Below are 12,943 nucleotides of genomic sequence, written 5' to 3'. Positions count from 1 at the left end.
GCGAACAGGAGCGAGAGAGACTATTTCCGAAAGTCCATTCCGCCCCTGTTCCGTTATCCAAGAACTCGTGCAGAGCGTCTTGGAGAACGTCGCCGGGAGCGAACTAAACAAATTTTCTAGCCGCCACCACTCCGGCCACTTAAAACCTTCGGAATCATAACTCCAACTATCAGCGACAAGAAAAACATTGCCCGCCCCTCCGCCGATGCGAACAACCGCTCGCCCCCTACCAAAAGCAAAACCCCAACCACAGGAATCAGCGAAGTCGCCAGATAGAAAAAAGCCTTAAGTAAATTCATTCTCTTAGCTCAAAAAAACTAGTCTTTCACGCAATTATCGCATCGATCGACACACTGGCGGTAAATATAGCGACAAGCATCCGGAAGCTTACTGGAATCAATAGACGCGGTAAAAAAACCACACGCCGTGCTTGCTCTAAAACCGGCCACCCCACCACTTCGCCCGCCACTTATAAGGGCACACGCAGCAGCGACGGCATATGGATAAAGAGCCACTTGGGAATCGCACCTCGCCTTGTCATTCACGCAGGCGTACTTACACGACCCTCCGCCACCATTGCAAAATACAGCCGCTCGATAACCCATATTCTCGATTTTACCGGTAACAATATTGTATTCGCGTATGGCGTTTTCGCCATTGACGCATTGTAACTCCAAACCTCGCGGGTCAATGAACTGCAAGGGACGTCCAAATACATAAGAGTACGTACTGAATCCGCCAGCGAGGCCAATAGGATCACTTTCAACATAACGCCCAGAAGCAGGATCATAATTGCGATAGTAATTATAGCTTATCCCAGATATCGAGTTAATAAATTGACCGGGAAAACGCATGTCTAAAACAAACGCCTTGCCATCCTGATCGGCATCTTGACTGGGTTGACTCCCTCCAAATACCTCACCCTTCAAATCCCAATTCCAAACCGCTACGTTCGAAGTAGGGTTGATGACACTACGCGGCGTGCTTAGGTGGTCAGGCTCCACGTAATAAAGCATCTGTTGCGACTGAGCTCCATCCAGCAAGCCAACAGGCAACAAGTCCATCCAGATCGCCTGTTGAATCGCGTTGCCGCTTCCATCGTAATCACCCAGCCAATGGCCGGTTTCGTCATAGACCGTGTAGCGATCATTGGCCGCGGTGTATTTGCGAACCTGCTCACCCTTACCGTTATAGACGTAGGTCTGAACGAGGGTGGCCCCTTGTTTGAGTTCGCTACTACGACCAGCATCGTTATAAACAAAGCTGTTCCCACCGATCTGGATGGAATTACCGCTGGCGTCATAGCTGCGCGGACTATCCGCACCAGCCTGAGCCAGACGATGGCTATCGGTCGGGTACGTATACGTCTTGGTGCCATTAGCCGTGGTGACGCTCTGACGATTGCCGGTGGCGTCATAGGTATACGCCTCGATCGCCGTATTGGTCGGCCCATCGCGCAATGCGGTCAATCGATTCAGCGCGTCGTAGCTGAAGGTCAACAGCGCATTCGTCGCACCTGCGGGCGTGAGCTTGTCGATATTGCCGACCGCATCGAAGCCAAAACCGACCGATAGACCACCGGCGGACGGATCGATGACGGCCGTGGTGCGGTAATCCAGATCGACCGGACGCGCGAAGGTACGACCGTTGCCATAGGTCCAGCCCGCGGTCGGGCCGAACGGGTGATACGTGGCCTGACTCAACAGCACTTCGGTCGCCGCGCCCGCGACCGCGCGCTTGGTGTCGATCTGGCTGATGCGGCCCTGCGCGTCGCGCTGATAGGTCACGACCGCGCCGTCGGGATAGATCAGGCTGCTCAACTGCCCCGCCAGCGTGTACGCATAGCGCACCACGAACACTTTGCCGTTGGTAGTCTGCACCTTGCGGACCATGCGGCCGAAGCGGTCGTAGCAGTACTGGGTGCTGCCGCTCGCATCGGTGATCAGCGACAAGCGGCCCTTGGCGAAGGTCTCGCCCGCGGCGCAAACGATGGGCACTGCGTCGTACTCGTAACCCACGTTGAGGCTGGTGGTCGGGTATGCGACAGCGGTCGGGCGGTTGAGCGCGTCGTAGCTGTAGGTGCGCGTGATGTTGCGCGCGTCGGTTTCGGTCTTGCGATTGCCGGCGCTGTCGTAGGTATAGGTCGACACGCCGGTATCGGGACTGATCAGCTGCACCTGATCGCCGAAGCCGTTGTAGGCATACGTGGTGTCGAGATTCTTCGGATCGGTGACCTTGGTCAGGCGATCCAGCGCGTCGTACTTGAACTCGGTCTTGGCGTTGATGCCGCCGACGTCCTGCAAGGTCTTGGCCAGACGATTGAGCGGATCGTAATCGTTGTCGACCTTACGGCCGAGGGCATCGGTGGTGACATCGCCATTGCCGCTGGCGTCGTAGGTGAAGCCGGTCGGGTGATCGTAGGCCGTCTTGGCGGTTTTCAACTGACCGAGTTGGTTGTAGATCCGCGACAACGTGCGCTTCAGCGCGCCGTTGCTGTCGCGGGTGTCTTCCTTGGTCCGCGCGCCGGCGGCGTCGAGCGTGTAGTGGATGCGGTTGCCGGCGTTGTCGTAGATATCGGTCAGACGGTGCGCCGCGTCGTACTCGTAGCGGATGAAGGCGCCGTCGGGCTGGATGACTTTCTTGACCTGTCCGATGAGGTCGTACTCATAGCGGGTAATCACGTCATCGGTTTCGGAACCGGCGTCGGGGCCGCGCACCTTCGTGCTGGCCAACCAGCCGCGCGGCAGGTAGTCCATATCGGTGACGACACCGTTGGCGTCCTTGCTGGAAAGCAGGCGGCCGCTGTAGTCGTAGCGCAGGAACTCGGTAACGTGGCCCAGCGAGTTGGTGATCTTCCAAAGATCGCCCTTGCGGTAGGCACAGGTGGCCGGCGACGTGGCGCAGGCGGCGTAATCACTGGGGTAGTAGGTGTAGCTGGCGATGTCGTTCACGTCGGCGCGAGGGCCGTCGACCGATTTGATCGAGCCCACGACCGGGCAGATGCCGGCCGTCACGTCGCTGGAATCGCAGTACGCGGTGGTTACGGTTCGCTCAGCCGCGGTGACTGGATCGACCTGGGTCGATGTCAGGGCTTGGCCGCGATCGTTGTAGGTCCACTTCGACTTGGCTACCAGTGCATTGGTGTTGTCCAACGTGCGCCGCTCGACAGGCTTCGAATAAGTCGCCAACCAATCCGTCTCTACCGTTCGTGTGTATGCGGTCACACCGCTACCCGACGTCAATCCTTCCTTTCGGCTGGTCTGCTGGAACGGATTGTAGGTATACGTGGTACGTGCGCCACTCGCGCTTTGCGACCAAGTGCGGCGATAGTTCGAATAATTTGCCGATTGGACGCCGGACGTCGAACCGTCGCTTGTGGAAAAGCTGATATTGGTCGGCTGGCGGATATCAGCCGAGAAGTTGTAGAGCTTGGTCGAACCATCGGGAAGCGACACAGTTGCTGGACCCGCGTCCGTGTAGCTGAGGGCCACTTTCCCAACGCCACCGGCATGTTCGCTGACGACGACCCGCCCAAGCTCGTCATATTCATAGGTGGCATAACGTTGACCGGCCTCGTCAATCACACCCGTCAACAAGCGCGGAAAATTGGCGACATCGCAACCCGCCACGGTAGAGCCAGTCGCATTTTTACAAAGATGAGCCGGCTCGGCGTATAGATATTCCGTGCCTTCGCCAGCCGCCGCCCCGCCCTTGCTCGCGAGAATCAGGCGTCCCAATGCGTCGTAGCCGTATTCGACTTGCACTACCCCACCGAGAGTAATCGCGCTGATCCGCACGCCATTGTCCTCGTTGCTTATAGGCGCTACAGACGAATACAGGATCGTCAGAGAACGACCGGTCGGACTGACGATACGCAGCAGATCGCCGACAGCAAGACAGGCGCCACTTTGCACATCCGCATCGGCGCAATATTCAAGTTTGAAGGTCTGCCCGCCTCTGTCGAAACTGACCAAACGCCCCGTTTCATTGAACCAGAGCAGCTCGCCGCCAAGAGTCGACAATCGCCAATACCCCAGCTCCGTGGCCACGGCGTCCTGCTCGCGCGTCAGGATCACGCCTTCGCGATTGTAGGAGCGATAGTTCCCGGCGGTGACCAAGTTCAGTGACTCGAAATATCCATCGGATCGCAACCATGTCTGCGGCAACCCCTGATACATCATCAGCCGGGTCGAGAACGAATGCGCCCAGTTGTCTCCCATACCGGATTTAAGCTGAAAATCGCCCACGGAGTTGTAGCTGCGAACAAAATCTCCAGCTATCCAAGAGAAGTCCGATTCTTTGTACTCCTTGTTGCCGGTTGCAGCGACTACCGGATTACCATCCTTGCAGCAGGAGTCGTATTGCGCGGATTGTTTCGTGATCGATCCACGCGCGTTGTTTTTGCACACCAACGGCCATTTAGGCGGCTCGGTAGTCGTGTTTGCGCCTAACGCCTGAAACAGGGCTGGACAGCGGTACCAATCGAACCGCGCGACGGTCCAATCGTGAGTGCCACCATTCGATAACTGCACGTGGAAAATCCGCCTCGAGGGCCCAGGCTGCCCTCTTGCGACCTTTACATATCTGTAGTTTTCCGGTGACTCGATCGACCACTGCACAGGCACGGCGACGTCATAGGATCCTGAGTAGAAGCCGGGTGGATAAGTAGTCCCATAAGCAGAAGACCTTCTTATTCTCTCCGCCAGCGCAGCCTCGTCGTCGCACCATAACGATCCGTCGGGCGCCGCGACGCCAGGCACGACGGAATTGCACCGCACGGTGCCCAAGGGACTACCGGCCTGATAGAAGTCCCCCACGAATGCCTCAAGCTCACGCCTCCGCACGCCGTATTCGTAGAGGTACTTGCCCGGGGAGATTCCACGTTGGCCGACTTGTTCAAGTAACGAGTTCCCGATCGGTGTAGCCGGCTCGGTTTTTATGAAAGCTTCTGCTTCAAGCAGAGTGTTGAAGCAAGCCGACTCGCCTGCGGGCATGAAGCGTTGAGCGCAATAGCGATCGACCGCGTATACGTCGAGCGGCAGGCTCGACAGCCCCATGGAGGCAAAGACGAGGAAAGCAAGCCGGGAAAGGTATCTGGAAATCATGCTTAACATCCAATGAGAACACACCGCTACTGCGGACGAGGCTTCCGTGACGTCGTATATCCGGCTTTGAGTGCAGTTCACCCCAGGCCGGAGCCAAACCTTACCCAAGCAGATGATCTACCTGACCGCTGCCCCCATCAAGACGTAGAAGACGTGATCTTCGTACGTACGGGGCCATGTCACATTTGCCACCGATCCACTCCAAAGACAGCAAAGAAAAACCCGGCCTAAGCCGGGTTTCTTTTAAGTGAGACGAAACAGGCCGCAATCACCTAACCTCAGCCACCTCAACCCCATCCAACCCCTGCGACAAAGTCCGCGCATCACCACCCTGCGCCAGCTTGATCCGCAAGCGCACTTCATTCTGCGAGTCGGCATAACGCAGCGCGTCTTCGTAACTGATCTCGCCGGCCTGGTACAGCTCGAACAGGGCCTGGTCGAAGGTCTTCATGCCCAGTTGCACGGAGTCCTTCATCAACTCTTTCAGCTTGTGGATTTCGCCGTCGCGGATGTAGTCCTGGGCCAGCGGGGTGCCGAGCAGGATTTCCATGGCGACGCGGCGGCCCTTGCCGTCGGGGGTCGGGATCAGCTGCTGCGCGACCACGCCCTTGAGGTTCAACGACAAGTCCATCAGCAACTGGTTGCGACGGTCTTCCGGGAAGAAGTTGATGATGCGGTCCATCGCCTGGTTGGCGTTGTTGGCGTGCAGCGTGCACAGCACCAGGTGGCCGGTTTCGGCGAAGGCGATGGCGTGGTCCATGCCTTCGCGGGTGCGCACCTCGCCGATCATGATCACGTCCGGCGCCTGGCGCAGGGTGTTCTTGAGCGCGGCTTCCCAGCTGTCGGTGTCGATGCCGACTTCGCGCTGGGTGATGATGCAGCCTTCGTGGCGATGCACGAATTCGATCGGGTCTTCGATGGTGATGATGTGGCCGGTCGAGTTCAGATTGCGGTAGCCGATCATCGCCGCGAGCGAGGTCGACTTGCCGGTGCCGGTCGCGCCGACGAACAGGATGATTCCGCGCTTGGTCATCGCCAGCGTCTTGATGATCGGCGGCAGGTTCAATTCTTCGACGGTCGGAATCTTGGTCTCGATCCGGCGCAGCACCATGCCGACCTGGTTGCGCTGGTAGAAGCAGCTCACGCGGAAGCGGCCGATGCCGGTCACGCCGATGGCGAAGTTGCACTCGTGGGTCTTTTCGAACTCTTCGCGCTGCTGCGGGTTCATCACGTTGAGCACGAGGTCGCGGCTTTGCTGCGGCGTCAACGGGTTCTGGGTGATCGGGCTGATCTTGCCGTGGACCTTCATCGACGGCGGCATGCCCGAGGTGATGAACAAGTCCGAGGCGCGCTGGTGCGCCATCAGCTTGAGGAAGGAAGTGAAGTCGATCGCGCCGGAGGCGGTGGTCGGGTTGGTCGGGGCCGGGGTATTCATGGGGCTACCTCCTCGGGAGGTCTGGAGCTAAGGGGGAATCGTGCCAAGGCCGATTCGTCCGAGGGCTCGAGCCGGCGCGCGCAGCGCGGCGCCGGCGCGCGCGATCAGTCGAACAGGCGCTTGTCCTTCGCGTACTCGCGTGCCTGCGGGCGCAGGATCATGCCGCGCTTGACCAGATCCTGCAGATGCTGATCGAGCGTCATCATGCCGTAGCCCTGACCGGTCTGGATCGCCGAATACATCTGCGCGACCTTGTCCTCGCGGATCAGGTTTCGGATCGCCGGGATGCCGACCATGATTTCCCAGGCCGCGGTACGGCCGCCGCCGACCTTCTTGAGCAGCGCCTGCGAAATCACCGCGCGCAGCGATTCCGACAGCATCGAGCGCACCATCGGTTTTTCGCCGGCGGGGAACACGTCGATGATGCGGTCGACGGTCTTGGCCGCCGAGGAGGTGTGCAGGGTGCCGAACACCAAGTGGCCGGTTTCCGCCGCGGTCAGCGCCAGGCGGATGGTTTCCAGATCGCGCAACTCGCCGACCAGGATGTAGTCGGGGTCTTCGCGCAACGCCGAACGCAGCGCCTCGTTGAAGCCGTGGGTGTCGCGATGGATTTCGCGCTGGTTGATCAGGCACTTCTGCGAGGTATGCACGAATTCGATCGGGTCTTCCACCGACAGGATGTGCGCGTACTCGTTCTTGTTGATGTGGTCGATCATCGCCGCGAGCGTGGTCGACTTGCCCGAGCCGGTCGGCCCGGTCACCAGGATCAGGCCCTGCGGCTGTTCGATCAGCTGACGGAAGATCGGCGGGCAGCCGAGGTCCTCCAGGGTCAGCACTTCGGAGGGAATGGTACGGAACACGGCGCCGGCGCCGCGGTTCTGGTTGAAGGCGTTGACGCGGAAACGCGCCAGGCCGGGGATTTCGAAGGAGAAGTCGACCTCGAGGAATTCTTCGAAGTCGCGCCGCTGCTTGTCCGACATGATGTCGTAGACCAGCGCATGGACCTGTTTGTGGTCCAGGGCCGGAATGTTGATCCGGCGCACGTCGCCGTCGACCCGGATCATCGGCGGCAGGCCCGCCGACAGATGCAAGTCGGATGCTTTGTTCTTAACCGAGAACGCCAGTAATTCGGCGATATCCATGCGTGCTCCCCGCACTGCAGGGACCCGTCAGCCGGGTCCGTTAAAGCCAGCCACATTGGGCCCAGCCGCTTTGTGGTCAGATGCAACTCTAAGCTGGAACCAAACCACCCCCAAGAGGCAGTATAGCCCCCGAACGGCATGGCCGATCCAGCCCCTTCATCACAGGATTCCCCACGTGCCCGAGCACGTCTTGCACGATATCTTGCATCAGTTGCAGCGCGCGGCGCATGACGCCGGCAGGCCGGTTCCTCGATTGCTTGCGGTCAGTAAGACCAAAGATGAGACAGCGGTCGCGAATCTGGCGTCAGTAGGGCAAACGGCATTCGGTGAGAACTACGTCCAGGAGGCCGCGGCCAAGCGCGCGGCCATCGCCGGCACCGCCGCGGCCGGTCTGGCGCTGGAGTGGCACCTGATCGGCCATCTGCAATCGAACAAGGCGGCGCAGGCCGCGACGCTGTTCGATTGGGTGCAGACCGTCGACCGGGCCAAGCTGGTGACCGCCCTGGCCCGCCACCGCGATCCGCAGGCGGCGCCCTTGAACGTGCTGGTCCAGGTCAATATCGACGACGAGGCCAGCAAGCACGGCTGCCGGCCCGAGGACGTGCCGGTCCTGGCGGCGGCGATCGCGGCCGAACCGCGGCTGCGGCTGCGCGGGCTGATGGTGATCCCGACCCCGCACGACGACCCGGCGCTGCGGCGGCCGGCGTTCGCCAAGGCCAAGGCGCTGTTCGATGCGCTCGCGGCGGAGCACGGCGCGGCGGTGGACACCTTGTCGATGGGCATGAGCGACGACTATGCGATCGCGATCGCCGAGGGCGCGACGATGGTGCGGATCGGCACGGCGTTGTTCGGGGCGCGGGTGCGGGCGACGGGGTGAGTCAAGGTGAGTCGGGATTCGGGAATCAGGCGATACCGACAGCGGCGCCGCTCAGCGAGCGAACAACCGCAACGGGGCGCTCAGCAGGCAACCCAACCACAACGCGGCGAGTCCGTCGGAGGCTTCGTCGTGCCAGCCGCTCTTGTCGTCCCACAACAGCGCCTTGTCGTCGATCTGCACACTCCAGACCGCATCGGCCAATACCTCGCGACGGATCCGGTTGAGGCAATCGACCCAGTGGCGCGCGCCCTGGTGGACCGCGAATGCCTTGTTGTCGGGCAGCTTGGTCGCGCCGGCCAACACCTTGCCGTCGCGCAATCGGTCCGCGCCGTAAAGGGTGAAGCTTTCCCAGTTGAGCCCCTTGCCTGACGTTTCATAGCGCTCGATCTCGGCGGACTTGCCGAATTCGGCGACGATCGCATCCAGGCGCCGCTGTTCGGCGTCGTTCAACGGAAGCTCCCGTTTCGCGTCGTAGTAGAGGCTGATGCTGATGGCGGCGACCTGGAACGGTTGGGTGGATGGGCGGTGACCGATCGATCGCCAGCAGGTTAGCACCGTGCGCTCGGCCGACCTTGGCAGTCGTCGGCGCCCCACTCGTCCGCGTCGGCGCGACGATCGAACAAACCCGACGGACATGCGCGACATGCGCGATCTGTACGGCCTGTGCGACGCCGTGCCGGTGCGAACTCCGGTCAACCGCCGCATTCGCCCACTCACGCACAGCGCGGCAAGCGCGAGCCAGCGACGGCGGACAGCCACCGCGGTTGTTATCCTGAGCCGGATTCTTCAACCGCGTGGTCGCTCATGTCCGAACCCTCTTCCCTTCCCATCGGCCCGGTCGCTTTCATCGGCGGCGGCAATATGGCGCGCAGCCTGATCGGCGGCCTGGTCGCGCGCGGCGTGGCGGCGGGCGACATCCGCGTGGCCGAGCCGGTCGCGGCCTTGCGCGAAGCGCTGCAGCGCGATTTCGGCGTGGCCTGTTTCGATAATGCGCAAGCCGCGGCCGAGGGCGCGTCGGTGTGGTTGCTGGCGGTCAAGCCGCAGGTGATGCGCGAAGTCTGCGCATCCCTGGCTGAGCAGGCACGCGCGCAGCGTCCGCTGGCGATTTCGATCGCCGCCGGCATCACCGCCAGCCAGCTCAACCGTTGGCTCGGCGGCGAGGTCGCGGTGGTGCGGGCGATGCCGAACACGCCGGCCTTGCTTGGCGTGGGCATCACCGGCCTGTACGCCAATGCCGCCGCGGCGTCACGGTTCGATCAGGCCGCCGGTCTGCTCGACGCGGTCGGACCGACCGTGCGCATCGATGACGAAGCGCAGATGGACGCGGTGACCGCGGTCTCCGGCAGCGGCCCGGCCTATGTGTTTCTGCTCGCCGAAGCAATGCAGCAGGCCGGCCAGATCCAGGGCCTGTCGAGCGAGGCGGCACGCGCGCTGGTGCGGCAGACCTTGCTCGGAGCGGCGACCATGCTGACCCAGAGCGAGGAGCCCGCCGAAGTCTTGCGCACGCGCGTGACCTCGCCCGGCGGCACCACCCAGGCCGCGATCGAGACCTTCGAAGCCGGCGGTTTCCGCGAATTGGTCGATAGCGCGATCGCCGCGGCGACCCGGCGCGGACGCGAACTGTCGGCGGCCAACGAATGAACCGCGTCGCCCGATATTTCTTGATTGGCTGCGTATTGGCCTTGCTCGCGGGCTGCGGGCGCGAACCCTCGGCGCGGCAGCCCGACGGCAACGCCGCGCGCAGCGAGGAGGTGGTGCGCGCGGGCGATGTCAGCATTCGCGCCAGCGCGATCCAGACCGCGCAGTTGTCGCCGGCCATCGCCCAACGTTACGGCGCCGCCCACGACGCGCGCACCGTGTTGGTAGTGGTGTCTTTGCGCAAGGGCGACGACGCGACCTCGGTGTCGTTGCCGGCGAAGGTCGCGATCAGCGTGGGCGATCTGCTCGGGCGCAAGCAGGACGTGGCGGTGCGCGAAATGCGCGATGGCGAGCTATTGGATTACGTCGGCGTGGCGACGGTGTCGCCGCCGGATACGCTGCGCTTCGAGGTGACGGTGGTCGGTGAGGATGGAAAGCGGCATTTGTTGAAGTTCAATCGGGATTTCTTCTGAAGTTGCATTGCGGCGCGGCAACGTGAGGCGCCGTCGCGCCCTCATCGCAGCGACGTGGGCGGGGTTTCGCGGTCGCGGCTTACGCCGCTCCTACATGGGCTTCCTGTAGGAGCGGCGTGAGCCGCGACAACGACCTCGGGCCAACGGCGCAGGCCACGTCTACGAATCGACAACGCCACCTCACTGCCCCGGCAACATCCCGTTGCGGGTCAACGCATCCACGCGCCGACGTTCGTTCGGATCGAATCCCTGCATCAAGCCGGACAGGCGCTGCTGGCGCTGCGCATCGCTGAGGTTGACGTCGGCCAGCACCCGCTGGCGCTGCGCGGCATAGCTGCGCACCCGGTCGTTCCATCGCGCCTTGCGTTGATCGAGTTCGGCCAGACGTTGCGCGGCCTCGCGGCCGTACAGCGCTTCGCGCTCGGCGAAACGCGTGCCCGCATCGGTGCGATTGCGTTCGAACTCGCGGCTTTGCTGCATCGCTACGTCGAGTCGTGCACTCTGCGCTTGCAGTTCGCGCTGTTGCGGGTCCAGATCGGCACCGAGTTCGGCCAGGCGGCGTTCGCGCGTGGCCGGGTCGAGGCTGCGATCGGCCCACAGCTTGCGCCGCGCATCGGCGCGATCGTAGTCGCGTTCTTCCTGCGCGTACCAGTTGTCCGCGAGCACCTGCCCCAGGCGTTCGCGGCGCAGCGACCGCACCCGCGCCATCGCCGCCGCCGGCTCGGGTTCGCGCTGGGCGATGCTGATCGAATCGCGTTCCAGGGCGACATAGGCATCGAACCAGGCCAGCACCGTCGCCAATGCTTCGGGCCGCAGTCCCTGCGCTGACGATTGACTCTGCAAATACTCGAACAAGGCCGACCGGATCGCCTCGGGCGACTGCTCGCCGCTGCGGGCCAGGAAGTAATCGAACAGGCGGCGCAGTTCGCGATCGGGCAAGGGCTGGCCGCGCGCGTCCAGGCGCAGCGCGCCGTCGACCTCGGTATCGCGCAGCGAATCGCCGGACGACGGCGCGGTCGCGGATGCATTCGCGGTGCGTTCGTCGTGCGGCGCAAATTCACTTGGCTCGCTTGGCTCGCCGATCGGACCGGCATCCGTCTCGCTGACCAGCGGCTTGGAATCCAGCCACGGCGCCGAACCCCACCACCACGCCGAAAGGACCGCGGCGAGCGCAAGGCCCGCCGCGATCGTGAGCGCCTTGGGCCGCATCGATTACAGACCGGCGTTCTTGAGGCGGTTGAGGTGAGCGCGGTAGACGCTGGTCGGGCTGGAACTGAAGACTCCGCGCAAACCGGCGATCTGATTGACCTCGTCGAGATGATTCCAGTCGTAGTCGTCGCGCAGCACCTGGCCCCAATGCGAGGAGCAGCGGCCGACCAGGCCGTCGTTGGCTTCGCCGCCGAACAACAGGCCGCCGGCGACCATCGCCACGTCCGATCCGTCGAACACGTTGGTCGAACGCGAGGTGCCGCCCATCGAGTAGTAACCGACGCCGTTGACCTTCGCCGCGCCCGCGCCGCAGGCGGTGCTCGGCTTGCCTTGCGGATAGCGCGCGTTGAAACGCGCCGAGCCGGCGCTGTCGAGCGCCTTCAACGCGGCCAGTGAATCCTGCGGCGTGTTACTGCCCGACACCAATCCGATCAGATCGGCGAAGGCGTTGACGAACGACGCCACCAGCGGACGCAAGGGCGAGCCTTCGGGCAGCGCGGTGCCGACGAAATCGGCGACCTTGCTGCCGGCATGCGGCGAACCGATCGAGGTCATCGACGCGACCAGATCCGGCCGCACCGCCGCGACGTAACGCGCGGTCGGGCCGCCCTGGCTGTGGCCGATCAGATTGAACTTGCTGTAGCCATGCAGCGCCTGCAGGGTTTCGAGCTGATCGATCAGCTCTTCGCCGCGCACTTCGTTGGACTGGGCCGCGGTGACCTGGGCGACATGCACCTTGGCGCCGCCGGACGTCAGCGCCTGCGGAATGCCGAACCAATAGCCGTAGACCCCGGCGATCGAATCGAAACCGAACAAGCCATGCACCAGCACCACCGGGTAGCGGGTCTTGGTGTAATCGTCGGCCGCGGCCGGAAACGCGCTGGCCAACAACAGGCCGGCCCAAAGCAAGGGCGCGCCGAGCAGGCGGCCTAAACGGAGTCGCGACATGATCCCTCCCGATCGTGTGTGGACGTCAGCGGTACTGACGCGTCGACTGTACGAACGGGTATGGTTCTGGCACGCCGCAGCGCACCATACGGGGGTGAATTGTGATGAATGGGCGA

Annotated in this window: 9 protein-coding genes; 3 read left to right on the top strand and 6 right to left on the bottom strand. The window is 62.6% G+C overall.

All coding sequences use genetic code 11. The annotated features are described in order from the left end of the window. Positions 1-317: 317 nt before the first annotated feature. The 3 genes from AC3A4T_RS13300 to AC3A4T_RS13290 form a co-directional block, all read right to left on the bottom strand. A complete protein-coding gene (locus AC3A4T_RS13300) occupies positions 318-5,105 on the bottom strand; it encodes an RHS repeat-associated core domain-containing protein (protein WP_487675821.1) in 4,788 nt (1,595 codons plus the stop codon). A gap of 268 nt (positions 5,106-5,373) precedes the next feature. Next, positions 5,374-6,540: a PilT/PilU family type 4a pilus ATPase gene (locus tag AC3A4T_RS13295; RefSeq protein ID WP_046655750.1), complete on the bottom strand. Its 1,167-nt coding sequence runs from the start codon at positions 6,538-6,540 to the stop codon at positions 5,374-5,376. A 104-nt stretch (positions 6,541-6,644) separates the two neighbouring features. Beyond that, the gene (locus AC3A4T_RS13290) at positions 6,645-7,682 is read right to left on the bottom strand and encodes a type IV pilus twitching motility protein PilT (RefSeq protein WP_036109068.1); all 1,038 of its coding nucleotides are present in this window, start codon (positions 7,680-7,682) and stop codon (positions 6,645-6,647) included. A 175-nt stretch (positions 7,683-7,857) separates the two neighbouring features. On the opposite strand from AC3A4T_RS13290, the gene AC3A4T_RS13285 reads away from it, so the two are divergent. Further along, complete coding sequence (locus tag AC3A4T_RS13285; RefSeq protein ID WP_487675820.1) at positions 7,858-8,559, top strand: YggS family pyridoxal phosphate-dependent enzyme; 702 nt, start codon at positions 7,858-7,860, stop codon at positions 8,557-8,559. 51 nt (positions 8,560-8,610) lie between these two features. Here AC3A4T_RS13285 and AC3A4T_RS13280 read toward each other — a convergent pair whose 3' ends face one another. Further along, on the bottom strand, positions 8,611-9,009 hold the full coding sequence (locus AC3A4T_RS13280) for a hypothetical protein (protein WP_487675819.1): 399 nt from the start codon (positions 9,007-9,009) through the stop codon (positions 8,611-8,613). 354 nt (positions 9,010-9,363) lie between these two features. On the opposite strand from AC3A4T_RS13280, the gene proC reads away from it, so the two are divergent. After that, positions 9,364-10,200 carry a pyrroline-5-carboxylate reductase gene (proC, locus tag AC3A4T_RS13275; RefSeq protein ID WP_487675818.1) on the top strand — a complete coding sequence of 279 codons (837 nt, stop codon included), beginning with the start codon at positions 9,364-9,366 and terminating at the stop codon, positions 10,198-10,200. Continuing rightward, complete coding sequence (locus AC3A4T_RS13270) at positions 10,197-10,670, top strand: DUF4426 domain-containing protein (RefSeq protein ID WP_487675817.1); 474 nt, start codon at positions 10,197-10,199, stop codon at positions 10,668-10,670. Before proC ends, AC3A4T_RS13270 begins: the two co-directional genes overlap by 4 nt. 180 nt (positions 10,671-10,850) lie before the next feature. On the opposite strand, the gene AC3A4T_RS13265 is transcribed toward AC3A4T_RS13270, so the two are convergent. Together AC3A4T_RS13265 and AC3A4T_RS13260 are read right to left on the bottom strand one after the other, a co-directional pair. Continuing rightward, positions 10,851-11,879, bottom strand: coding sequence for a lipase secretion chaperone (locus tag AC3A4T_RS13265; RefSeq protein WP_487675816.1), 1,029 nt, complete (start codon positions 11,877-11,879; stop codon positions 10,851-10,853). A gap of 3 nt (positions 11,880-11,882) precedes the next feature. Further along, positions 11,883-12,827 carry a lipase family alpha/beta hydrolase gene (locus AC3A4T_RS13260; protein WP_487675815.1) on the bottom strand — a complete coding sequence of 315 codons (945 nt, stop codon included), beginning with the start codon at positions 12,825-12,827 and terminating at the stop codon, positions 11,883-11,885. Between the last annotated feature and the right edge of the window lie 116 nt (positions 12,828-12,943).

Source organism: Lysobacter sp. Soil_N_51, from assembly GCF_057655755.1.
The sequence above is the reverse complement of the archived record's forward strand: the minus strand, read 5'-3'. Positions and strand labels throughout refer to the sequence as shown.

Bases quoted from the DNA above. Each gene is read 5' to 3' on its own strand.
- AC3A4T_RS13260 (WP_487675815.1), bottom strand. From the start codon at position 12,827: ATGTCGCGACTCCGTTTAGGCCGCCTGCTCGGCGCGCCCTTGCTTTGG.
- AC3A4T_RS13300 (WP_487675821.1), bottom strand. From the start codon at position 5,105: ATGATTTCCAGATACCTTTCCCGGCTTGCTTTCCTCGTCTTTGCCTCC.
- AC3A4T_RS13290 (WP_036109068.1), bottom strand. From the start codon at position 7,682: ATGGATATCGCCGAATTACTGGCGTTCTCGGTTAAGAACAAAGCATCC.
- proC (WP_487675818.1), top strand. From the start codon at position 9,364: ATGTCCGAACCCTCTTCCCTTCCCATCGGCCCGGTCGCTTTCATCGGC.
- AC3A4T_RS13270 (WP_487675817.1), top strand. From the start codon at position 10,197: ATGAACCGCGTCGCCCGATATTTCTTGATTGGCTGCGTATTGGCCTTG.
- AC3A4T_RS13265 (WP_487675816.1), bottom strand. From the start codon at position 11,879: ATGCGGCCCAAGGCGCTCACGATCGCGGCGGGCCTTGCGCTCGCCGCG.
- AC3A4T_RS13295 (WP_046655750.1), bottom strand. From the start codon at position 6,540: ATGAATACCCCGGCCCCGACCAACCCGACCACCGCCTCCGGCGCGATC.